The sequence below is a fragment of the Maritimibacter dapengensis genome, from assembly GCF_019218265.1.
Taxonomy (GTDB): Bacteria; Pseudomonadota; Alphaproteobacteria; order Rhodobacterales; family Rhodobacteraceae; genus Maritimibacter; species Maritimibacter dapengensis.
Map to the genome: position 1 here is coordinate 276,311 of NZ_JAHUZE010000003.1, position 21,948 is coordinate 298,258.

Genomic DNA, 21,948 nt, shown 5'->3' on the forward strand with positions numbered 1-21,948 from the left:
CTAGGTCTATGTTTCGAAAAGGGAACTAGTGCGCCGCGATCCCGACGGCGCGCGACAGGATCGTACCTTCGGCTTCCAGCTCATCCGGTGTGCCGAGGAAGGCGCAGCGCCCGCGTTCGATGACCATGACGCGGTCGCAGAACTCCAGCACCGTGCGCACATGCTGCTCGACAAGCACGCAGCCCAGCCCCTCGTCCGTCACCATGCGGCGCACCGCGTCCATCACCGCGTGGGCGACGGTGGGCGACAGGCCTTCGAGCGGCTCGTCCAACATCAAAAAGCGCGGGGCGGTCATGATCGCCCGCGCGATCGACAGCATCTGCTGCTCGCCGCCCGACAGGTCGGCGCCAAGGTTGCGCATCCGCTCGCCGAGACGCGGGAACACCGCGACGGCATGATCCAGCCGCCCGGCATCCGCGCTGGCCGAAAGCAGGTTCTCGCGCACCGTCAGCGAGCGGAACACATCGCGGGTCTGCGGCACCACGGCGACGCCAAGCTTGTTGCGCTGGAACGCGGGGCGCTGGGTCACATCGGCCCCGCCCACCTGGACCGTGCCGCGATGCACCTTGGCGTCCCCCATCATCGCGCGCAGGATCGTGGTCTTGCCCGCCCCGTTGCGCCCAAGGATGCCCAGCTTTTCACCGGGGGCGACACTGACCGAGATATCCTCGACCGCGACGGTGCGCCCGTAACCTGCGTGAACGGCGTTCCATGCGATATTGTCCGTCATTCGTCCGCCTCACCCAGATAGATGGCCCGCACATCGTCATTCGCCGCGATTTCGTCCGGTGTGCCGGTGGCGAACACGCCGCCGTTCACCAGAACGACGATGCGTTCGGCGAAGCGGAACACGAGGTCCATGTCATGTTCGATGAACACCACGCCCAGATCGCTGGGCAGCCGTTCGATCGCGTCCATGATGATGTGGCTTTCGCTTTGCGGCACGCCCGCCGCGGGTTCATCCAAAAGCAGAACGCGCGGCTGCATGACAAGGGCGACACCCAGCTCGACCAGCCGCTGCTCGCCATAGGCCAGAAGCGTCACGGGACTATCGCGCCGATCCTGCATCTTGATGTCCCTGAGCACACGCTCGACGTCGCGCTCGACCAGATCGGTGCGCGCGCGGCCCCAGCGCAGCTTCAGCCCGGCCTTGTGCTTTTGCACCGCTGCGACACAAAGAATGTCGGCCACGGTCATGCTTTCGAACAGCCGGGTGATCTGGAACGTGCGGATCAGGCCGCGATGGGCGCGGTCCTGCTGCGACATGTGCGTGACGGTGTCGCCCCCGATCAGAACCTCGCCCGAGGAGACGGGCAACGCGCCGCTCATCAGGTTGACGAGCGTTGTTTTGCCCGCCCCGTTCGGCCCGATCAGCGCCACGCGGTCGCCGGACGAGATTGCCAGATCGACGTTGTTGGTGACGTTCAGACCGCCGAAGGATTTGGACAGGCTCCGGGTTTCAAGAAGTGCGCTCATGCCGGGGCCCTCCCACGCAGGCGGTTCACCAGCGCCTCGAGCCCGCCGAACAGGCCCTTGGGCAGGAAGAGGACGATCACGACGAGGATCGCGCCGACGAACAGCATCCAGCGGACCGGGTCGATCTCGGCGGCGTAGTGGTGGATCATCATAAAGACGAGCGCGCCGAGCAGGCCGCCCCAAAGCCGCCCGGCCCCGCCCATCACCAGCATGACAAGGATATCGGCCGAGAAGGTGACGCTGAGCGAATGAAGGCCCACGACCTGCACGGTCTGCGCCGACAGCGCCCCGGCCAGCCCGGCGATTGCGCCCGACAGCGTGTAAAGCGCGACCCGGTGGCCAAAGATGTTGCCGCCGAGCGTGGCGACCCGGTCGCCGTCATCACGCACCGCCCGCGCGGTCAGCCCGAAAGGCGAGGCGACGATGTGACGAAGGAGGAGGAACACGAGCCATAGGACGACGGCGGCATACCAGAACGCGAGCCGTCCGTAGAAATCGAACTCGAACACCCCCAAAAGCGGCTGCATCACGATGCCATAGAGCCCGTCATCCCCTCCGGTCACGGCGCGGGACTTGTTCACGATCTCATACAGGATCTGCGTGATCGCGACGGTCATCATCAGGAAGGTCAGGCCATGCGCCCGCATCAGCATCAGCGCCGAGAGGAACGCGATGGTCGCCCCCGCCAGCCCGCCGACGATCAGGCCGGTCAGCGGCTCGGCCCAGACATGCAGCGCATAAAGCGCAGCGCCATAGGCCCCCGCCCCGTACATCGCCGCATGGCCCAGCGTGGCAAGCCCGGCGAAGCCCACGACAAGGTCGAGCGACAGGACGACCAGCGCGGTGATCGCGATCTGCGCCAGAAACGCCTGCTGGTTGGGAAAGATCAGGGCCAAAGCGACGGCGGCAAGCGGGATCACCGCCGCGGCGCCGATGGATCGGTGAAGGTTCGTCATGACGGCCTCAGGTCTTGGACGTCCGCCGGAACAGACCCTCGGGCCGCCAGCTGAGTACGAGAAGCATGAGCGCGTAAAGCGCGATGGTGGCGAAGTCGGGGGCAAGGTATTTGCCCGCCGTCTCGACGATGCCCAGTAAAAGCGCGGCCACGAAGCTGCCCAGCATGTTACCTGGCCCGCCCACCGCGACGACGGCGAGGAACAGCACGAGGTATTTCAGCGGATAGTATGGCTCGACCGGCAAAAGCTCGGCCCCGGCCACACCGCCCAGCCCGGCCAGCGCGGCCCCGATGGCGAAAGCGGCGGCATAAATGCGCCGGGTGTTGATCCCCAGTTCGCCCGCCGCGCGCGGGTTGTCGACCGTGGCGCGCAGGCGGATGCCGAACCGCGTCCGCTCGAACAAAAGCCAGATACCGATCAGGGTCGCCAGACCCATAACCAGCGGCACGAAGCGTTGGGTCGGCACCTGCCGGAACCCAAGGTCGGTGGCACCCCTCAGAAACTCAGGCAGCCGGACGGGCACCAGCGAATTGCCGAACATCATGCCCGACAGCGCGATGCCCATGAACACCAGCCCGATGGTCAGAAGAACCTGATCCAGTTCGGGCCGGTGATAAAGGCGCCGGATCAGCGCGATCTCAAGCCCGTAGGCAATCGCGCCTGCCGCAAGTGCGGCACAAATCAGCGCCAGACCATAAGGCAGACCCAGCGCCGTGATGGCGGTTGCGGCCGCATATCCCCCGATCATCGCGAAGGTCCCGTGAGCAAGGTTCACGAAGCGCATCAGGCCGAGTGTGACCGTCAAACCGACCGACACCATGAACAGAACCAACCCGTATGCGATTCCGTCGATCAGGATGCTTGCGATAAGGGAATACATGCGGCCGCCCCCGTCTTATTGCGCCGCGCCGTAGTCGGGCTGCGCCTCATAGGTCTTGATCTCGCGGTTCACGAGACGACCGTTCTCTTCCTGCTCGACGACGCGGATATAGACGTTCTGAACGATGTCGCGCGTCTCGGCGTCGATGCTGATCGGTCCACGCGGGCTTTCCCAGCTTGCCCCGGCGATGGCCGCGATGGCCCCGTCAGGATCGGCTTCGCCCCCGGTCGCGCGTATCATTTCATAAAGCGCATGGGTGCCGTCGAAGGCCGACACGGTAGCCGGGTTCGGTTCGGCGTCGGGGTAAAGCTCTGCGAGTTTCGCCTTGAACGCGTCGTTCTCGGCGGACTCGTGCGCGGCCGAATAGAAATACCCAGTCTCAAGCCCGATCGCGGCCACGCCCAGCGACTGAAGGTCCACTTCCTGCGTCTCGGACGTGCCGACAAAGGCAATGCCCGCATCGTCCAGACCGTTGTCGCGGTAGGCGTTCACGAAACTGAAGGTGGGCGGCCCGTAGGGCAGGAACACGAACAACGCGTCGGGTTTTTTTAGTTGGATCGATTGAAGGTAGGGGCCGAAGTCGGTGGTCGACAGCGGCATCCGGATCGATTCCAGCACCTCGCCGCCGCCCTCGGTGAAGGCTTTGACAAAGCTGGTTTCCGCATCGACGCCTGGGCCATAATCGCTCACCGCCGTCACGACGGTCTTGTAGCCCTTGTCCAGCGCGTTCTGCGCGGTCGGCACCGACACCTGCGGTAGCGTGTTCGAGGTGCGCACATAGTAAGGCGACTGCGACACGACCGTCGAGGCGGAAGCGTTGAAAATCACCGTGGGGATCTTAGCCTGCGCCGAGATGCCAGCCGCGGCGATGGCGTTCGGCGTGAACACGAAGCCCGCAAGGTATTGCACCCCGTCACGCGCCACCAGTTCCTGCGCCAGCGCACGGGCGCGGCCCGGATCGGGCGATTGCAGGTCGCGGTAGATGAACTCCACCTCGATCCCGTCGGCGGGCTGGCCGTTCATCGCGACATAGGTTTCGATCCCCTGCCGGAACGGTTCCCCGAACGAGCCGGAGAAGGGCCCCGAGAACGGGCCGACCACGCCGACCTTCACGGTCTCGGCAAGGGCCGGCAGGATTGTCAGAGCAGCGACGAGCGTGGCTGCCAATAGTCGTTTGGTCGTCATTGGTTCCTCCCAGTTTTATGAGGTCGGGCAGCCCGCGAAGGGCCTGCCCCGTTGATCCGGCCTGGCGTCATGACCAGGCCGAAGAAACTCAGTAAGACGCGCGCCGGTTGTCCTGCTTGTAAGGCGCCGGCTGCACGGTCGCGCGGATCTCGATCTGCGGGTTGCCGGGGGCGCCCCACAGGACCGAGACTTCGTTCCCGATCTCGGCCTCGGCCACGTCGATGGTCGCCAGCGACAGCATTTCGCGGAAGAAATAGGAGTAGCCGCGCGACGTGGTCGTCCCGATGTCGTGCCCGTTCTTCAGCACGCGGTCGCAGTACATGAAGCCGCGCTGATCGCGGGGGATCTCCATCCAGTCGTAGGGCTGATCTTTGCCGAAGAGGGACGCAAACACCTTGCCAATGTCATCCGCGTTCCAGACCAGCGTGCGAATGACGCGGCGCGGGTTCGCCTTTTCCTCGGCCAGTGCGTCGCGCCCGATGAAGTCGTGACCCAGATGGATGCGGTTGGCCCAGCCCAGTTCGACGGGCGAGCGATACCAATCGGACACCTTCTTGCCCTCAAAGCTGCCCGCGACGTTGAAGGTCGAGGCGAAGGCGGGCATGGCCGAGCGGAACTCGTCCAGATACCCGGCCATGTCCGGCTCGAAGATCGCGGGTAGGTAGTCGGTGACGATGGTCGGGAAGCACGCCTCGAGATGGTTGATGAACGCCGCACGTCCGCCAAGCTTGCGAATACCGAACTCTTTACCGGCTTCGATGATGGCATCGTAAACGTCTTGGCTTTTCTTGATGTCGCCCTGAAGTTCGAACCCAAGTTCGCCCGCCATGCCCTGACGTAGCGCGACCACGTCGCAGCCGGCGATCTTGATGTGGCCGTTGTACATGAACTTCACGTCGCGCATCTTTTGCCCGCAGGCTTTTTCGACGACGTGGATCGCGTCCGGCCCCTGCACCTGAAAGTTGAACCAATCGTCCGCTTCCGAGGTGGCGTTGTAGTCGCCATGACGCATCTTGTAGTCGACCCAGAAGGTACCGCGCCCGAAATGCATGAACTCGTCCTCGCCCAGACGGGTCAGCACGCCCTCGGCAATCAGCTTGCCGTTCTTGTCGGTGTGAATGACGTGCTTGGACTGGTTCAGCTCGAACTTTTCGAAGTTGTTGACGGACGTATCCGCGAACAGCTTGAGCGCATCCGGACCCCGGAACCGCCGCTCCCACAGGAACGACCAGTCACCGATGTAGCAGCCTTCCTTCCACGACATGCTTTCGTCCTGCCAGTCGGTGTATTCCGGCTGGCCCCAGCGCGTGGTGAAGTAGCCTTCCGGCGTTTGCCGAAGCCTATTGATTGCGGTCATAGTTCGTCCTCCGTGTCTTTCAGGTACAAGCTCTCCGTTCACTGCCGAGAATTCGGAGCGTCAGAAGAATTAGAGATTTCGATGTTTATTTACGTCTGGCGCGCTTCGCCTTTTCAGTAATCCAGGGTATGGGCTCGTCCTTGGCGCGCAGGAGTTGCAAGTATCGCGCCGCACAGAATGAGTGTTCATGTGCCAGTCGTTCGGCGCGAGTGGCATCGCCGGAACGGATACAATCAACAATGGCGCGATGTTGCTCCTGCGCCATGATAAGAACCTTCTTCACCGCGACGTGATTCAGGGTCAGGCTTTCGACGAATGCATTAGGTGAACCAAAGGGTAACGCTTTGATACGGTCGAGCGACATCTTGAGCATTTCGCTGTCCGACGCTTCCTGCAAGAGCCTGTGAAATTCGTTGTTCAGATGGACATATTCGGTCTGCTCGCTATCGGTCGTCAGGCGGGCGACGACATCATCGAGTTGCAACACAACACTGTCCATCTGCTGTATTGTCGAAGCGGAAACGTCACGACTTGCGGCGATACGCGCCGCCATACCCTCGAGCAAGCCGCGGATTTCGATAGCCTGGAAAACATCCTGCTCGGTATACGATTTTACCTCGTAACCGCTTTTTTCTCGCTTCGCGAGCAGCCCCTCTTCGGCCAGTTGAGCCAAAGCGGCGCGCGCTGGTGTTCGCGAGACACCAAAACGCTCCACAATGAGCGGCTCATTGACACGAGACCCAGGGGCAAGCGTGCCGTCAACGATAAGGCCCCGCAAACCAAGAAATGCTGCGAGGGTCTGTGAGTTTGTGCTGTCTGATTCGTTCACTCTTTTGCTCTCCCTATGATCTTCGTTACAGCATAGAACGCTTCAGAGAAAGAAAAACGTATACGTTTTTTGCAGCTCAGCGCCACAAAGAGCAAAAACATGCACGATGCGTATACGGATACTTGCTGACTTCGGCACTTCAAAGAAGCCATCAGATTCCATGACCAACTCTATCTTTTGTGAGTGGTTGGAGCGGGGAGAGGCTGGGAAACCCACGGTTTTTTGCTGGCGAAAAGGAAATGGTGTTGGATACACGCACGGATGGCGCGGGCCAGAACCTGCCTGTCTTACGTTCCGACGCAAGGGCCCATAGCTGTTTGCTCGATGCGCAAGGCTGATGCGCACAACGTCATGTTCAATAATCGGCACTTTGCCCATATCGGCGGGTATGAAATAGAAGATCGCCCCAATCAGCTTACATCTGCTCGAACACCTAATTTCGGGGTTGGCCACATTGAACGAAGGTGGGATGAGTAGTTGATGTCGGTGATCTTGCCGGCCATTGCGTGACACATCTCGTCGCACAAGGTTTGCATATAGCACGCCAGCAAGATCGGTGCCGCGCCGGCCCTTCATGAACGACGATCCAACCTCGGGCTTGTTCCCCGTACTAACCTTCATGCAATTGACGGGAATGCCATCGTTAACCACGACCTTCGAATTTTTCGCCCGCCATAAACCGCATTGCCCAATTCAAAGTCATTTGCGGTCGCCGCGGAGTCCTCGGTCTGGACGGTCGACAAGACCACGGATTCGGCAACGAAACTACATGCACCAAAAATCAATCAGTGCCCGTGTCGTCGAATGGCAAGCTGTCGGTGATGTTGCAGCCTTGATCGGCGGGGAGATTTGCAATCGCAGCGACGATCCCTCGTGTCGGGAGGCACGCGACCTACAGAGCATAACGGGTCACTTGTCGTTTTTTGCCGCGACCCCACCGTGCACTACCTCGCGGTCCATCATCCAATTCACGGCTGGGACGGGGATAGGGCGCCATTTGCGCAGCGGGCCAGCCATGGTTTTGAAGTAGAGCATTTCGAACTTGTAGGGTGCGCCGCAGGGGTGGTAGCCGCGCAGTTCATCCGGAGTAGGCATTCCAAATAGACGGTGTCGTGATCGGTTGAGCTGACGCTTTTCTTGATAACAGCTGTAGCAGGCGCAAGAACCCTCTACTCCGGATCGTATACGTTCTGCGGATTTGATTAGGAAGTAATACTAGCTGTCGTATACATATGCCTGACGAAAACCAGTTTCTGTGATTTCGGTTGGAAGTACTCGGGTGCAACCGAGGTACCCGAAGAAAACACGTCATACAATCCGCCCAAAGCCTAGGTTTGAACCATGGTCAAGCACACTCGACAAGGATCGCCCGAAAGTCGTTTACATTTGTAAGGGTCGGGCCAGTTTTGACGAGTGCGCCAATCGCGGCGAATGCAGCATAGCTGTTGTGGTCCGCGAGAGCCGCTACAGGATCGATGCCCGCGCGTCGCATGTCCCGAAGAGTGTTTGGACCGATGATCGCACCTGCCGCATCCTCGGTCCCGTCGATGCCGTCGGTATCACCCGCAATTGCGTAGACAGCCTCCGTTCCATTCAGCTCAAGAGCCAAAGACAAAAGGAACTCGGTGTTGCGGCCGCCCCGTCCCGGCGTCTCGTCACCAATCGTGACGGTTGTTTCGCCACCTGAGATAAGTACCGCGGGCGGATGCCCCGGCGTGCCGTGTGTTGAGACCGATCGGGCGATCCCGGCCATAAATGCCCCAAGGTCGCGCGCCTCTCCCTCCAGCGCGTCTCCCAACAGGATCGGAAGAACACCCGACTTCTTCGCGAGTAACGCAGCGGTTTCGAGTGACTTTTGTGGCGCGGCGATCAGACGGAAATCGACACTACCAATGGTGTCGCTTACATTCGTCTGGCTGAGGATGTCTTTCACCTTTGTAGGCAAGTCTTGCCCCAGAGCTTTTGCCAGGGACGACAAGTCCTCGGATGCCGAGGGGTCCGGCACCGTTGGACCAGAGGCAATCGCTGCTGGATTGTCGCCAGGCACATCCGAAATGGCCAAAGTCACGACCTTTGCTGGGGTTGCTGCACGCGCAAGTCCGCCGCCTTTAATCGCGGAAATTCGACGACGCACCTTGTTCATGTCGTCAATGGCCAAGCCGGATCTCAGTAACAGTCGGTTGACGTGGACTTCGTCCTCAAAGGTCAATGGAGCTTTGGGACATGGGAGGAGTGAAGATCCACCACCCGAGATGAGCGCGAGCACGACGTCCTCGGCTGTCGCTGAAGAGGCGATATCCAAAAGGGTCTTTGCTGCCTCAAGGCCAGCACGATCCGGGACCGGATGTGCAGCCTCCATGATGCAGATGCGCTGGGTCTGGACTACGTGACCGTAGGGTACGACCACCGCGCCTGTCACATCTGCATCAGGCCAAAGGTCTTCGACCGTTTGGGCCATCGCAGCGGATGCTTTCCCGGCGCCTACGACGATAACGCGGCCCGTCGGCACCTCCGGCAGGTAGTGCTTCAGTACATCTCGGGGATCGGCTGCCGACACGGCGGCCCGAAACATTGTCAGGAGAAGTTCCTGCGCTTTCTCACGGCTCATTGTAGTCGAGTCAGATGTTTTCGCCACGTATGGCTTCGCAGACCGCGTCAGTCACCTGTTGCGTCGTGGCCGTCCCACCGACATCTGGTGTCAGAACCCCGTCGGCACAAACCTTTTCGACAGCTCGCATGAGACGCGTCGCCGCGTCTGCCTCGCCCAGATGATCAAGCATCTGACTAGCGGTCCAGAAGGTCGCGACCGGGTTGGCTATCCCTTTGCCGGTGATATCGAAGGCAGACCCGTGGATCGGCTCGAACATCGAGGGAAAGCGCCGTTCGGGGTCGATATTGCCCGTCGGTGCCACCCCAAGCGAACCCGCCAGCGCCCCAGCAAGGTCCGACAGGATGTCGGCGTGCAGGTTGGTGGCGACGATGGTATCCAGCGACTTCGGATCCTTGACCATGCGCACGGTCATGGCGTCGACCAGCATCTTGTCCCAGGTCACATCGGGGAAATCCTGCGACACTTCGGCTGCGATTTCGTCCCACATGACCATGCCGTGACGCTGCGCGTTGGACTTGGTCACGACGGTCAGGAACTTGCGCGGACGCGACTGCGCCAGGGCGAAGGCGTAGCGCATGATCCGTTCGACGCCGGTCCGGGTGAAGATTGACACCTCGGTTGCAACCTCTTCGGGCATCCCGCGGTGCGCACGCCCGCCGACGCCCGAGTACTCCCCTTCGGAGTTCTCGCGCACGATGACCCAATCCAGATCGCCCGGCCCGACGCCTGCGAGAGGCGAGGAAATGCCGGGAAGGATCTTGGTCGGGCGCACGTTGGCGTATTGGTCGAAGCCCTGACAGATCGGCAGACGCAGACCCCAAAGCGTGACGTGATCCGGTACATCCGGCGCGCCGACGGCCCCGAAGAAGATCGCGTCGAAATTTTTCAGCTGGTCGCGGCCGTCTTCGGGCATCAGGGCGCCCAGCTTTTTGTAACGTTCCGACGACCAGTCAAACTCGGTCACGTCGATGGTGAAACCGCCATCGCGCCGCGCGAGGGCTTCGAGGGCCTGCAATCCGGCTGCGATCACCTCGGGCCCGATCCCGTCTGCGGGAATGGCTGCGATCTTGTAGGTCTTGCTGGCCGAGGTATCGCGCGTCGCCTCGCCCGCCTGCCCGGATGTGCCATCGGCCGGCGCTCTGTAGACCTTCGACATGTTCGTCCTCCCGACGGTTATTTTACGTTCGCTTTGCCCAAACGTCTAAAGAAGGATCAAGGCGCTTCTCAATTCGCAGCCGATTATATACAAATCTCGTATAATTCCGAGGTGCGGCATGGATACCGACCAACTCAGGTGCTTTCTGGCAGCAGCGGACACGCTGCATTTCGGCCGTGCGGCGCGCGCGCTCGACATGCTTCCGGCCTCGCTGGGCAGGCAGATCAAGGCCCTTGAGGCGCGGCTGAATACGCCCCTTTTCCACCGCACGACGCGGGCCGTGTCGCTGACCGAAGCAGGCCAGACGATACTGGAGGACGCCCGCCACCTTGTCGCCCTGTCCGACGCGTTCGAAGAAAAGGCGCGCGCGGTTCGGCTGACCGCAGGACATCCCTTGCGTGTCGGCGTCATCGACAGCGCCGCCGCGGGTCTGATGCCCCAGCTCTTGGCCCACCTCAGGGCCGAAGCGCCCGAGATCGAAGTGCAGCTGATCGAGCAGAAAACGATTCACCTTTTGCCCAAGCTCTTGAGCGGAAGCCTTGACCTCGTGATTTGCAGGCCGCCCGACGTGCGCGACCCCAAGATCATCTTCCGCACCCTGTTTTTCGAAACGGCGGTCGTCGCCTTGCCGGAAACCCATCCACTTGCCTCGCAATCCGCGATCCGCATCGAAGACCTCGATGATCAGGATCTGATCGTGCCGGACCGTCGCTCGCGCCCCCATTCGCACGACCTGACCATCAAGCTGTTCATGGATGCCGGGCTGACCGCGCGCATTGCCCAGATGGCCGAGGAAAAGCACACGATCGTCAACCTTGTCGCCTCGGGCGCCGGGCTTGCCATCGTCCCGCGCTGGACGGAACGGCTGCGTGTGGCAGGCGTCGTCTTCGTGCCGCTTGTCACGCGCGAAGGCGTCACCCGTTCGAAACTGATCCTGGCCGCCGCTTGGCCGCAGGGGGCGCGTGACCCAAGGCGCGATCAGGTGCTTGACGTGCTGGAACGGCACCTTGACGAGATAGAAGCGTCGGCCTGACCGAGGCGGATCACGCATCCGGCGGCGCATGATAAATTATATCAATCTTGAATATAATCTCACATGCATTGAGCGAAATCCGCTCCGCTGCTCATGTTTGAACGTCACTTCCTTGCTGGCTTGGAAATGCCCGCAGGAAGGCTAACGGAGGAGGAAAGCACGATGAAAATGAACGTAATTCTCGCGGCTGGCGCGCTTGCCGTCAGCGCCGTTGCCGCCACGGCTCAGGACCGTGACGGCTGGCCCTCGTCGATCACTATCGGCACCGGGTCGCAGGGCGGCACGTACTTTGGTTATGGCTCGGGCTTCGGCGCGATGATCACCGAAGCGCTCGGCGTGAACGCGGGTGCCGAGATCACCGGCGGCCCCGTCCAGAACGTGACGCTTGTCGAAACCGGCGAGCATCAGCTTGGCTTCGTGACGCTCGGACCGGCGGACGAAGCACGGAAGGGCGAAAGCCCCCTCATGCCCGGCGTGCCGCATGAAAACGTGCGCGCCCTGTTCCCGATGTACCAGACCCCGCTGCAAGCCGCCGTGCTGGCCAGCTCGGATATCGAGAGCTTTCAAGACATGGCAGGCAAACGCGTGGGCGTCGGCCCGGCGGGCGGCACCTCAGCCACCTACTGGACCCGCTTTTTCGAGAACGCCGAAGGCTATGACGGCGTGAAAATCTCGAACGCCGGTGGGTCGGACACCGCAGGGCAGCTGAAGGACGGCCTGATCGACGCCTTCGTTTATGCCGCCGGTCTGCCGACGGGCGCCTATGCCCAGCTTGCGGTCGAAAACGACGTGCGCTTCATCTCGATGGATCAGGAAACGCTCGACGCGATGATGGAGATCGTGCCCGCCATGGCGCCGTTCACGATCCCGGCCAACACCTATGAGGATCAGCCCGCCGACCTGCAGACCGTGTCGCTTTGGAACTTCGCCATCGCGCATCAGGACATGCCGGACAGCCTTGCCTATGAAATCACCGCGCTAGCCATGGAAAACCATGACCGCATGGTGACCAACCACGCGGCGGCCAAGGAAACGCTGGCCGAAAACGTGCTGAAAAATCAGGTGATCCCGTTCCATCCGGGGGCCGTGAAGTGGTTCGAGGAAAACGGACATCAGATCCCCGACAACCTCAAGTAACCTAGCCACACCCGCGGCACGGCTGGCCCTTGCGCTGGCCGTGTCCGCACCTGAACTCTCTTGAGAAGTAGGTTTCCATGACCCAGCAGCCGAGCAACGCCGCGTCGGGCGCGTCCGATCTGTCCGAGATCGAAAAGGAAACGGCCCGCGCGAATGTCGATACCGATCCGATCTCAGCGAACCAACGCGACTTTGCGGGTCTTCGCGGCCACGTCATCGCGTGGCTCGCCGTCGGATATTCAGTCTTTCACCTGATGGTGATGAACGTCTATCCGCTGGAAACCTGGAGCTATCGGCTCAGCCACGTCGGGGGCGGCCTGATCCTTGGGTTCCTCCTGTTCTCGGCGCACAGCTATCATGGGGATCGCCATGGCGGGCGGCCCCTGTGGGCCAAAGGTGCGGTCGCTGTCGGCGGCGCAGGCATCCTTTACGGCCTGCTTTGTGTGGTTGCCATCTGGATCAACGGACGCGTGTTTGGCGAGGCATTGCCCCCCGCCTGGGCCATGAGCACCTTCGGCATCCCGCTTGCGGGCGGGTCCGCTCTGGTGATCGCCGCCGCCTGGTTCGCGCCCGGGCCCAAACGGCAGGTCTATGACCTTGGCGATACGCTGCTGGCGCTGGCCGCACTGGCCGCGACCGCCTATCTCATCTTCTTCGCCCGCCAGCTTCAGCTGCGCGCGGGGATGCCCATGGCCCTGCCAGGCGATATGTGGGCCGCCGTCACGGGCGTTCTTCTGATCATCGAACTGACACGGCGTCTTGCGGGCCTTGCCCTCGTGATCATCGCGGGCGTCTTCGTGGCGTACGCCTTTCTCGGGCCGTGGCTGCCGGGGATATTCGAGCATCGCGGCTATGATCCGAAACGCTTTTTCTCGTACATCTTCACGGACAACGGCGTGTTGTCCGCGCCCATCGCGATTTCGTCGACTTATATCATCCTCTTCGTCATCTTCGCGGCGTTCCTGCAAACCACGCGGGTCGGAGAGTACTTCGTCAATCTCGCCTTCGCGGCCGCGGGCCACCGGCGCGGCGGCCCTGCGAAAGTGGCGATCTTCGCCTCGGGCCTCATGGGCATGATCAACGGCACCTCGGCGGGCAATGTCGTGGCGACCGGATCGCTGACCATCCCGATGATGAAGAAGGTGGGCTATAAGCCGCAAACCTCGGCCTCGGTCGAAGCGGCCGCCTCAACCGGCGGTCAGATCATGCCGCCGATCATGGGCGCCGGTGCCTTTATCATGGCCGAGATCACAGGCATCGCCTACATGGACATCGTCTATGCCGCGATCATCCCCGCGATCATCTACTTCGTGTCGGTCTATTTCATGGTCGACATGGCGGCCCAGAAGGCCAACATGAAAGGGCTCCCGCGCGAGCTCCTGCCCAAACTCGACGTTCTCATCAAGCAGATCTACCTGTTTAGCCCTATCGTGGTGCTGATCGGGGCGCTGTTCATGGGGTATTCGGTGATCCGCTGCGGCACGCTGGCCATGGCGACGGCGGCGGTCGTGTCGTGGCTCACGCCGCACGCGATGGGGCCGAAGCAGCTTTTCAATGCGCTCGACAACGGGGCGCGGATGGTCCTGCAACTGGTCGCGGTATGCGCCACGGCGGGGATCATCGTGGGTGTGATTGCGCTGACAGGCATCGGCTCCCGGTTCTCGACCGTACTTTTGACGCTGGCGGATCAGAGCCAGTTTTTGGCGCTCTTCTTTGCGATGGTCGTGTCGATCATCCTTGGCATGGGGATGCCCACGACCGCGGCCTATGCGGTTGCGGCCAGCGTTATCGCGCCCGGTGTCATCAACCTTGGGGTTGAGCCGCTCACCGCTCACCTGTTCATCTTCTACTTCGCCGTGATGTCGGCGATCACCCCGCCCGTGGCGCTCGCCGCCTACGCCGGTTCTGCGCTCGCAGGTTCTGATCCAATACGCACCAGCGTAGAAAGCTTCAAGATTGGACTGGCCGCCTTTGTCGTGCCCTACATGTTCTTCTTCTCACCTGCCATGCTTCTCGATGGAAGCTGGATCGACATCGCCCACGTGACTGTCACAGCGGTCGCCGGAGTCTTCCTGTTGTCTGCGGCCGTTCAGGGTTGGTTCTTCGGACGTGCAGGATGGGCGGCGCGTGTCGCGCTCTTGGTCTCAGGCCTTGCCATGATATATGCCGGTTGGACGACCGATCTGGTCGGGGCCGGGATCGCCTCTGCGCTTCTTGTAGTGCAGAGAAAGGTGGGTTTGTCTGCCGGTGTTTCACCCGGCACAGACTGAAAAATGGTGCGTCGGAAATCCCGCCCGTTTGTGGGCCTCCGACTGCCCTAAAGGCCCTCCTTTTCAATAGCCTATGCTACTAGACAAGCAAACCTTAGGCACAGTCTCCGCACGGCCGGACCGACGTGAGAGACGCAAAGGCGGCGGGCGCGATCCTCGCAACCGTCTTTTCGACCAAACGATCCCGCAATGTTCTGCGTTGTTCCCTGCCGTCCACGACATCGTGGGTCCGATGGACCTAAGTCCGGTTAAGAATTGGCGCTCAAATCAGACAACTTGAGAAAGGGCGGCAATGTGCGCGAATTGATTCAGAAGAGTGGTTCTCGTGTCGAGTTCCAGCAAAAGTTGCACGCGTCTGCTGAGTTTCTGAAAAATATAGGATATCACTATGGGGGTAAGTTTGGGGGTATGCTTTGAAAACATCCTGAATTTAATAAACTATTTCAACAAATTACAGATACCAATCTAGTCCCTTCAGCGCACCACTTCGGGGTTCATGAGAATAGTTGGCTGTCATCAAAGCCGGAACGCCGCGCCAACACTCATGGCACACGAAACACGCGATACCGCTCGCCATGGCTTTGAGTTGTGCGACGCTCCTGACCGTTGGGGCCGCGCGACAGTCCCGCTTCAGCGTTTCTTTACGTCGAACGAGACGCTCAGCGGGCCGTACTCCGGCCAGTTGGTCATCTCGATCTCACCGCGTTGCTCCAATCGCACGGATTTCTGTGTCAGTTGCAAAAGCGTCTCGCGAAGCAGAACGCGCGCAAGCGGTGCGCCGGGGCACATATGCGGACCGCGTCCGAAGGTCAGCAGGTCGCGGGCTTCTCGGTCCAGTCGATAGGAATCGGGGTCGGGAAAGACCTCCGCATCGCGATTGGCCGAGGTGAACACGATGGCCACCGGATCGCCCTTGGAAATCGGACAGCCCGAAATCTCGGTATCCTCCCGCGCCGTGCGCGCAAACCCCCGATACGGGGTGTAGAGACGCAAGAGTTCCTCAAGCGCCTCGGGTACGAGATCGGGGTTTGCTGTCAGCTCTGCGTGATGTTCCGGGTGTCGTGCAAGGTGCACCGCCATCGAGCCGATGAAAGTCGTGGGCGCAATGATGCCCACCAGCAGGAATTGACGCAGCGCGCCAAGAATCATGTCGTCGGGCAGTGGCTCACCCTCGACGCGCACTGCGAGAAGGCTCGCCGCCGGATCAGTCTCCGGGTCGCGCGGAGTGGCATGGCGGTCCGCGATCAGATCGGCAGCGATGTCATAAAGCTCGTCCGACTTCGCCCGCAACAGATCGAAATCCATTCGTTGCAGCGCCATGTTGAATTCCGCTCCGACCACGCGGATCAATTCGGCCTTGTCTGCATCGAGATTGAAGAAATCGGCCAGCATTGCGATGGGCAAATGGAACGAGAAATCCTTGCAGATATCGCCGCCCGCCTCGATCCAAGGGTCGAGGAACCGGGCCACCATCGGCTTCATCCGTTTTTCCCAGTCGCTTAGTTTCATCGGGGTCAGGTGACGCTGGATCGCGTTGCGATAGGGTTTGTTGTGTGGCGGGTCGAGGTGCAGCGGGGGCCGGCGCTGGGTCGTCGCCACACGCGGCACCACGTTCTGGATCGTGGTCGTGAACATCTCCCAGTTTTCTAGAACGTGCCGTGCATCCGCGTGTTTCGTCACCGCCCAAAACCCGCCCATGTCGTCGCTCCACGCGACCGGGCAATGGTTGCGAAGCTCGGCGAACAGCGCGTGCGGGCTGTCGAAATCCTCAATCTCAGGAACCGTGAAATCCACCTTGTGGGTCATGCGTCGCCTCGCAGGTCGAGTGTAAGGGTGTTGATGCCGAACTCGGTCCAGCGCCCCCATGTTGGGGTACCGACGACAGCCAGCCCCGGCTGGACGATCAGCGCTTCGATCATCACTTCGAGTTGCAGTTTCGCCATCGCTTGCCCCATGCACATATGGGTGGAATACCCAAAAGTGATGTGGCGGTTCGGGCTTCGGCGTGGGTCGAATGTCTCGGGATCGTCGAACATCCGCGGGTCGCGGTTGGCCGAGGCATAGTTCATCGCGACGGGCGTGCCCTTGGGAATGAACGTGCCGTTCAGGACAGTGTCCATGGTCGCCACGCGGGCAAGGCTCTGGTTCGCCGGATAGAACCGCAGGATTTCATCGCGGAAGGTGGCTTTCACCTCCGGTTCGTTGCGCAGGAGCCGCACGTGCTCGGGGTTGGTGGCCAGATGCCAGGCGAGTGAATTCATCAGGCAGCGCGACGCGATGTGACCGCCCACGAGCAGCAGCCGCACCATCCCCGCAAGTTCGCGCTCATCGAACGGCTCGCCTTTCCCGGGATAGGCCATGATCGAGGACACCATGTCTTCGTCCGGGTCGCGCGGCTCTTCCATCCGGCTTTTCGCCAGCTTGGTCGCGAAAGCGTCGACGCCTTTCGACATCCGCGCGGCGGTGCCCATGTCGCGGTTCTGGATCGCGTGAACGTAGGTGGCCGATAGCCGCCCGATCTCGAGCGATTCCTCCGTGTCGAACCCTACGAGCAGGCCAAGCGAGCCCTGGCTCATCGGCTCGCCGATCTGTTCGGGGAAATTGACGTTGCCCGGATCCTCGGCCTTCGCCTCGGCAAATAGCCGGTCCACCAGATCGCGCAGCTGCGGCGCGAAGGTCGCGACCTTGTTGGCCTTGAACGACGGGTTCATCGCCTTGCGATAGCGTTCGCTCTCTGGTGGGTCTTTCTGCAGCGGCAAACGCGGCAAGCCGAGTTTGGGCGAGGCGGGCACGATGGACAGTTTGGTTGCCGTGAACGTCTCATGATCCTTTTCAACCGTCTGGATGTCCTTGTACCGCATCACCGTGAAGAACCCGCCCCATTTATCGCTGTAGGCGACAGGATGGGTTTCACGCAATTCGCGCCAGACCGCCGGGTAATTGTCGATCGTCTCCTGATCGTGCGGGTCCCACACGGACCTCAGTTCATCAATCTGTTCGGCAGCCATAGAGTGATCTCCGGAACGTAGGTGATAAGGATGAGGAAGCACGCCATGATCAGGACGAAGGGGATCATGCCGCGCATGGCCTCCGACATCGGCGCCTTCGAAATCGACGACAGAACGAACAGGTTCAGGCCGATTGGCGGTGTAAGGAATGCAATCTCCATGTTCACGATCAGCACGATGCCGAAGTGAACCGGGTCGATACCCAGGGGTGCGAGGACCGGCAGGATGATCGGCGTCACGATGAGCATGACCGCGATAGCATCGAGGAACATACCGAGGATCAGCATCATGATGTTGAGGGCGAGCAGGAATTGCCAGGGCTTGAGGTCTTGCCCGATGGCGAACTCGACCAGCTTTGTCGGGACCCCGGACCCCGTGATCCAATGCGCGAACAGGAGCGCGAACATGACGATGAACGAAACGGCCGATGCGGCTTTCATGCCCTCCGCGGTCATCGCGAAAACGTCCTTCAACGACACCTCCCGGTAGACGAAGACCGCGACCAGCATACTCGCCACGGCCGCCACTCCTGCGCTCTCGGTCACGGTCGTATAGCCTGAGTAGATGCCCACAAAGACGAACAGCGGGATCGAGATGGCCGGGATCGCCCTGATGTTCTTGCGGATGAACTCTTCTCGCGTCGCCCTTTCGCCTGAAGCGTAGCCTTTGCGGCGCGAATAGAACATGACCCACGCGGCAAGTAGTATTGCCTGTATCAAGCCGGGTACGACCCCGGCGATGAACAGGCGCGGCACGCTTTCCTCGGCGATCAGGCCGTAAAGGATCATCGAAAGCGACGGTGGAATGAGGATGCCCATCGTTCCCGATGCGCCGACAAGACCCAAAGCGAAAGGCCGGTCATAGTTGCGTGCGACCATAGCCGGGATCAGGAAAGTCCCCATCGCCATCGCGGTTACGACGGACGAACCGGAAATGGCAGCGAACAGCGTCGTCGCGATCACGGCGACCAGCCCGAGGCCACCTTTGAAATGACCGACCCATGTCTCGGCAGCGTCGATGATGATCCGCGCGATACCCCCCTTTTGCATAAAGGTGGCAGCGAGGACAAAGAACGGCACCGCGACGAATGTTGGTGAGTTCAGTCCCGAAACCGTATGCGCAGCAGCGTCCATCAAGGGGCGGCCCTCGATAGCGATCATGATCATCGCCGTTGCGCCCAGTGCGACGAAGATCGGTGCGCCGAGCGCCATGAGGAAGAGCATTCCCCCGAGTCCGATAAAAGCATCCATCGGTTACTCTCCCCGTTCCGGCGTACTTGAGAGATGGCCGAACGGGCGCTGACCGTTCATCAGCATCAATGCGCAGCGAACGAGGATCAGCGCCATTCCGATTGGAAGCGGTAGGAATACCGCAAACCCCTGGGGCGCTCGCAATGACGAGCCGGAGCGTTCATCCAACAGGTTCGAAAACTCATAGGCTTGCCAGCCATAGACCAGCATCACGGCGATGAAGGCGATGGACAGGATCGACATGGCCCAGCCGAGGATCCGGCGTAGTTGCGGGCTTAGGGCAGCAATGAACACCTCGGTGTGCAGGTGGCGATCCTCCTGCACGATGGCGGCCCCGGCCAGAACTGTGGCCCAGATGATGAAGTAGATCGAAACTTCCGTCGCCCAGTCGATCGCATAGCCGGGTGCGACGATCCGCAAAAGACCGCCACCGAGGAAAACCACGAGCGCGATGATAAGCAGAATGCCGATCAGGAAGGTCTCGACCCGAGACCATACGTTGAGAATGCGGGGGATCATTCGATACCTGTCAGGTGTTTGGTCGCGCCGCCCCGAAGGTCAGGGGCGACGCGAAACTCGCATTACATCGAGCCGTCGAGCGCCTCGGTCACACGTCCGATGAACTCGGCGTCCATGCCGCCGTCGGCCACGATCTTGTCCTGCAGGTCCAGCAGGGCCTGACGCTTCTCGGCCACCATGTCGGGGTCTGCATCCACCACCGTCACGCCGTTCTCGGCCAGCGTTTCGCGTGCCGTCTCCAGTTCTCCGGCGGCGTGGGCAGCGGCCCAGTCATGCACTTCGACCCAGGTGTCGCGGATGATGGCCTGCTGCTCCTCGGTCAGCTTGTCCATGGTGCGCTGCGACACGACGGGCATGTAAAAGCCCCAGCCGGCGTTGTCGGCAAAAACGTTCTTGATGCCCGACTCCCAGAGTTTGCCGCCGATGATGGTCAGCTCGGTCACGCCGCCCATCCCGTCGATCTGGCCTTGGCTCAGAAGCAGCGGAATTTCCGACCGGCGCGCGGCTTGCGGTGCGCCGCCCATTTCCTTGAGCACGCCCACGACAACCGGCGACGGCGGTGTGGCAAGTTTCAGGCCGGTGAGGTCGTCATAGCTCTCGACCGGCGTTTCGGTGGTGAAAGCCGTGTGTTGCGGCGCGAACAGGAACGCGGCACCCGGCACATGAATGCCCTTGGCGGCGAGCATCTCGCCCGTCTCATCCGCAATCGGCCCCTCGAGGATGGCACTCGCCTCTTCGGCCGTGCGCCCGAAGAAAACCGGGAGGATCGAGAACGACAGGTTCGGCTCGAACTGGCTCATGGTCACGTTGGCCTGAATCGACATGTCCAACGCGCCTGATGCGAGCGCGCGGATCGCGTCGGCGGACTTGTAAAGCTGTGCCGCCGGGAAAACCTCGACGGTCAATTCGCCGCCAGAAGCTTCGGAAATGGCGTCGGCCCAACGTTCTGCTGCGAGGTTTCGGACGTGGCCCGGCGGGGTTTCAACCGACAGCCGCATTTCCGTTTCGGCCATGACGGCGGATCCCGCCGTTGCCATGAGGGCGCCAAGCACCGTGGTCTTGATGAAGTCCTTCATATTCTCCTCCCTGAAGGTCGTTGATATTTGGCGGTTTCAGACCGCCACTTTTGGTATTTTCTCGTTCTGCGCGCCCAGTTCCGGCGCGCCCCTTTCGGTCCCGGGCCCCCCGGTCTCCATCCGAAAGCCTGCGTTCAGCACTCGCTCGCCTGCAATGTCGAGAAACAGATCCCGGCCTGCCAGATGCGGCATCGCAACCGTCTCTTCGATATCCATGACCCGCGCCGCAGAGAGGCCCGCTTCGCGAAACGCGGCCTCCCATTCGACGGCACCACGCGTGTCGAAGGCCGCGGCCAGTTCTACCCGCATCGCATCGGCGTTGGTGAGCCGGTCGATCCGCGTCGCAAAGCGTGCATCGTTCAACAGATGCGTCACCCCCAGCACTTCGAGCATCTTTACGACGTGGTGATCCTCAACCGCCCCGACAGTGATCTCGCCGGTCTTGCAGGCGAATGTGTCGGCGGTCGGCGCGCGGCTGAAACCCCTATTCCCGGTGCGTTTGTGTCTTTGCCCGGCCATGACCAGCGGATTGACCACCGATGAAAGCATGACCAACGTCGCATCCAGCATCGCGACATCGACGTTCTGGCTTTCGACCAGACCGCGCTCCTTCTGAATGACAGCGGTCTGGATCGCAAAAGCGGCCAGAAGGCCGGAATAGGTATCGACGATGGGAAAGCCGACCCGCATCGCCGGATCGCCCTCTTCGCCCGACAGACGCATCAGACCGGACAAGCTCTGAACGATCTGGTCGATTGCGGCCACGTCGCGCATCTCGCCGGTCTGGCCGAACCCCGAGATTGAGCAGTAGATCACGCCGGGGTTCAGCGCTTTCGCCGCATCGTATCCAAGCCCGAGTCGATCCATCACGCCGGGGCGGAAGTTCTCGACCACGATGTCTGCATCTTCGATCAGCCGCTTTGCTGTGCTCAACCCCTCGTCGGACTTCAGGTCCAGGGACACGCTTTCCTTGCCGATGTTGATGCCCCGGAATGCGGGCGCCATTCCCCACTCGTCACGGTTGGGGGAATAGTTACGCAAGAGATCGCCCGTCGGTGTCTCGACCTTGATGACCCGTGCACCGTTCAGAGCGAGAAAATGGGTTGCGAGCGGACCGGCCACGACGTGGCTGAAGTCGACAACAGTGTAGCCCTCAAGCGCGCGCGCCATGACTCGTCCTCCCTATTTATGTATCTTTGTGAACT

Annotated in this window: 19 protein-coding genes and 1 pseudogene; 3 read left to right on the forward strand and 17 right to left on the reverse strand. The window is 61.3% G+C overall.

Annotation, left to right across the window (positions count from 1 at the left end; genetic code table 11):
- Positions 1-25 precede the first annotated feature (25 nt).
- The 11 genes and pseudogenes from KJP28_RS13540 to KJP28_RS13590 all read right to left on the reverse strand — a co-directional run bounded on the left by KJP28_RS13540 (position 26) and on the right by KJP28_RS13590 (position 10,450).
- Positions 26-730, reverse strand: a complete 705-nt coding sequence (locus KJP28_RS13540) for an ABC transporter ATP-binding protein (protein ID WP_218393153.1) — start codon at positions 728-730, stop codon at positions 26-28.
- Entirely contained in the window at positions 727-1,476 is a 750-nt protein-coding gene (locus KJP28_RS13545) for an ABC transporter ATP-binding protein (RefSeq protein WP_218393155.1), read from the reverse strand. Before KJP28_RS13545 ends, KJP28_RS13540 begins: the two co-directional genes overlap by 4 nt.
- Positions 1,473-2,432 (reverse strand): branched-chain amino acid ABC transporter permease, encoded by a 960-nt coding sequence (locus tag KJP28_RS13550; RefSeq protein WP_218393156.1) that lies wholly within the window; start codon positions 2,430-2,432, stop codon positions 1,473-1,475. Before KJP28_RS13550 ends, KJP28_RS13545 begins: the two co-directional genes overlap by 4 nt.
- Before the next feature lie 7 nt (positions 2,433-2,439).
- Positions 2,440-3,312 (reverse strand): branched-chain amino acid ABC transporter permease, encoded by an 873-nt coding sequence (locus KJP28_RS13555; RefSeq protein ID WP_218393157.1) that lies wholly within the window; start codon positions 3,310-3,312, stop codon positions 2,440-2,442.
- Positions 3,313-3,327: 15 nt separating this feature from the next.
- Positions 3,328-4,497 carry an ABC transporter substrate-binding protein gene (locus KJP28_RS13560; protein ID WP_255552386.1) on the reverse strand — a complete coding sequence of 390 codons (1,170 nt, stop codon included), beginning with the start codon at positions 4,495-4,497 and terminating at the stop codon, positions 3,328-3,330.
- A gap of 88 nt (positions 4,498-4,585) precedes the next feature.
- The gene (locus KJP28_RS13565; RefSeq protein WP_218393158.1) at positions 4,586-5,854 is read right to left on the reverse strand and encodes an aminomethyl transferase family protein; all 1,269 of its coding nucleotides are present in this window, start codon (positions 5,852-5,854) and stop codon (positions 4,586-4,588) included.
- 85 nt (positions 5,855-5,939) lie between these two features.
- Positions 5,940-6,683 carry a GntR family transcriptional regulator gene (locus KJP28_RS13570; RefSeq protein ID WP_218393159.1) on the reverse strand — a complete coding sequence of 248 codons (744 nt, stop codon included), beginning with the start codon at positions 6,681-6,683 and terminating at the stop codon, positions 5,940-5,942.
- 42 nt (positions 6,684-6,725) lie between these two features.
- Positions 6,726-7,259 (reverse strand): hypothetical protein, encoded by a 534-nt coding sequence (locus KJP28_RS13575; RefSeq protein WP_218393160.1) that lies wholly within the window; start codon positions 7,257-7,259, stop codon positions 6,726-6,728.
- Positions 7,260-7,592: 333 nt separating this feature from the next.
- A pseudogene (locus tag KJP28_RS13580) lies at positions 7,593-7,757 on the reverse strand (5-deoxy-glucuronate isomerase); the annotation flags it as partial.
- A gap of 271 nt (positions 7,758-8,028) precedes the next feature.
- A complete protein-coding gene (locus tag KJP28_RS13585) occupies positions 8,029-9,291 on the reverse strand; it encodes a glycerate kinase type-2 family protein (protein WP_218393162.1) in 1,263 nt (420 codons plus the stop codon).
- A gap of 10 nt (positions 9,292-9,301) precedes the next feature.
- Complete coding sequence (locus tag KJP28_RS13590; protein WP_218393163.1) at positions 9,302-10,450, reverse strand: tartrate dehydrogenase; 1,149 nt, start codon at positions 10,448-10,450, stop codon at positions 9,302-9,304.
- 118 nt (positions 10,451-10,568) lie between these two features.
- Here KJP28_RS13590 and KJP28_RS13595 point away from each other — a divergent pair, with 118 nt between their 5' ends.
- The 3 genes from KJP28_RS13595 (at position 10,569) to KJP28_RS13605 (ending at position 14,890) form a co-directional block, all read left to right on the forward strand.
- Positions 10,569-11,483 carry a LysR family transcriptional regulator gene (locus KJP28_RS13595; RefSeq protein WP_218393164.1) on the forward strand — a complete coding sequence of 305 codons (915 nt, stop codon included), beginning with the start codon at positions 10,569-10,571 and terminating at the stop codon, positions 11,481-11,483.
- A gap of 162 nt (positions 11,484-11,645) precedes the next feature.
- Entirely contained in the window at positions 11,646-12,620 is a 975-nt protein-coding gene (locus KJP28_RS13600; protein WP_218393165.1) for a TAXI family TRAP transporter solute-binding subunit, read from the forward strand.
- Positions 12,621-12,697: 77 nt separating this feature from the next.
- Positions 12,698-14,890, forward strand: coding sequence for a TRAP transporter permease (locus KJP28_RS13605; RefSeq protein WP_218393166.1), 2,193 nt, complete (start codon positions 12,698-12,700; stop codon positions 14,888-14,890).
- Between the two features lie 630 nt (positions 14,891-15,520).
- On the opposite strand, the gene KJP28_RS13610 is transcribed toward KJP28_RS13605, so the two are convergent.
- From KJP28_RS13610 to KJP28_RS13635, 6 genes are all read right to left on the reverse strand, one after another.
- Complete coding sequence (locus KJP28_RS13610) at positions 15,521-16,696, reverse strand: cytochrome P450 (RefSeq protein ID WP_218393167.1); 1,176 nt, start codon at positions 16,694-16,696, stop codon at positions 15,521-15,523.
- Complete coding sequence (locus KJP28_RS13615; RefSeq protein ID WP_218393168.1) at positions 16,693-17,898, reverse strand: cytochrome P450; 1,206 nt, start codon at positions 17,896-17,898, stop codon at positions 16,693-16,695. Before KJP28_RS13615 ends, KJP28_RS13610 begins: the two co-directional genes overlap by 4 nt.
- Positions 17,871-19,148, reverse strand: a complete 1,278-nt coding sequence (locus tag KJP28_RS13620) for a TRAP transporter large permease (protein WP_218393169.1) — start codon at positions 19,146-19,148, stop codon at positions 17,871-17,873. The genes KJP28_RS13615 and KJP28_RS13620 overlap by 28 nt, the downstream gene beginning before the upstream one ends.
- 3 nt (positions 19,149-19,151) lie before the next feature.
- Positions 19,152-19,667 (reverse strand): TRAP transporter small permease, encoded by a 516-nt coding sequence (locus KJP28_RS13625; RefSeq protein ID WP_218393170.1) that lies wholly within the window; start codon positions 19,665-19,667, stop codon positions 19,152-19,154.
- Positions 19,668-19,729: 62 nt separating this feature from the next.
- Positions 19,730-20,743: a TRAP transporter substrate-binding protein DctP gene (gene dctP / locus KJP28_RS13630; protein WP_218393171.1), complete on the reverse strand. Its 1,014-nt coding sequence runs from the start codon at positions 20,741-20,743 to the stop codon at positions 19,730-19,732.
- A gap of 36 nt (positions 20,744-20,779) precedes the next feature.
- A complete protein-coding gene (locus tag KJP28_RS13635; protein ID WP_218393172.1) occupies positions 20,780-21,913 on the reverse strand; it encodes a CaiB/BaiF CoA transferase family protein in 1,134 nt (377 codons plus the stop codon).
- Positions 21,914-21,948: the final 35 nt, after the last annotated feature.

Coding starts and splice junctions, on each gene's coding strand:
- KJP28_RS13540 (WP_218393153.1), bottom strand. CDS start 730: ATGACGGACAATATCGCATGGAACGCCGTTCACGCAGGTTACGGGCGC.
- KJP28_RS13545 (WP_218393155.1), bottom strand. CDS start 1,476: ATGAGCGCACTTCTTGAAACCCGGAGCCTGTCCAAATCCTTCGGCGGT.
- KJP28_RS13550 (WP_218393156.1), bottom strand. CDS start 2,432: ATGACGAACCTTCACCGATCCATCGGCGCCGCGGCGGTGATCCCGCTT.
- KJP28_RS13555 (WP_218393157.1), bottom strand. CDS start 3,312: ATGTATTCCCTTATCGCAAGCATCCTGATCGACGGAATCGCATACGGG.
- KJP28_RS13560 (WP_255552386.1), bottom strand. CDS start 4,497: ATGACGACCAAACGACTATTGGCAGCCACGCTCGTCGCTGCTCTGACA.
- KJP28_RS13565 (WP_218393158.1), bottom strand. CDS start 5,854: ATGACCGCAATCAATAGGCTTCGGCAAACGCCGGAAGGCTACTTCACC.
- KJP28_RS13575 (WP_218393160.1), bottom strand. CDS start 7,259: ATGAAGGGCCGGCGCGGCACCGATCTTGCTGGCGTGCTATATGCAAAC.
- KJP28_RS13585 (WP_218393162.1), bottom strand. CDS start 9,291: ATGAGCCGTGAGAAAGCGCAGGAACTTCTCCTGACAATGTTTCGGGCC.
- KJP28_RS13590 (WP_218393163.1), bottom strand. CDS start 10,450: ATGTCGAAGGTCTACAGAGCGCCGGCCGATGGCACATCCGGGCAGGCG.
- KJP28_RS13595 (WP_218393164.1), top strand. CDS start 10,569: ATGGATACCGACCAACTCAGGTGCTTTCTGGCAGCAGCGGACACGCTG.
- KJP28_RS13600 (WP_218393165.1), top strand. CDS start 11,646: ATGAAAATGAACGTAATTCTCGCGGCTGGCGCGCTTGCCGTCAGCGCC.
- KJP28_RS13605 (WP_218393166.1), top strand. CDS start 12,698: ATGACCCAGCAGCCGAGCAACGCCGCGTCGGGCGCGTCCGATCTGTCC.
- KJP28_RS13610 (WP_218393167.1), bottom strand. CDS start 16,696: ATGACCCACAAGGTGGATTTCACGGTTCCTGAGATTGAGGATTTCGAC.
- KJP28_RS13615 (WP_218393168.1), bottom strand. CDS start 17,898: ATGGCTGCCGAACAGATTGATGAACTGAGGTCCGTGTGGGACCCGCAC.
- KJP28_RS13620 (WP_218393169.1), bottom strand. CDS start 19,148: ATGGATGCTTTTATCGGACTCGGGGGAATGCTCTTCCTCATGGCGCTC.
- KJP28_RS13625 (WP_218393170.1), bottom strand. CDS start 19,667: ATGATCCCCCGCATTCTCAACGTATGGTCTCGGGTCGAGACCTTCCTG.
- dctP (WP_218393171.1), bottom strand. CDS start 20,743: ATGAAGGACTTCATCAAGACCACGGTGCTTGGCGCCCTCATGGCAACG.
- KJP28_RS13635 (WP_218393172.1), bottom strand. CDS start 21,913: ATGGCGCGCGCGCTTGAGGGCTACACTGTTGTCGACTTCAGCCACGTC.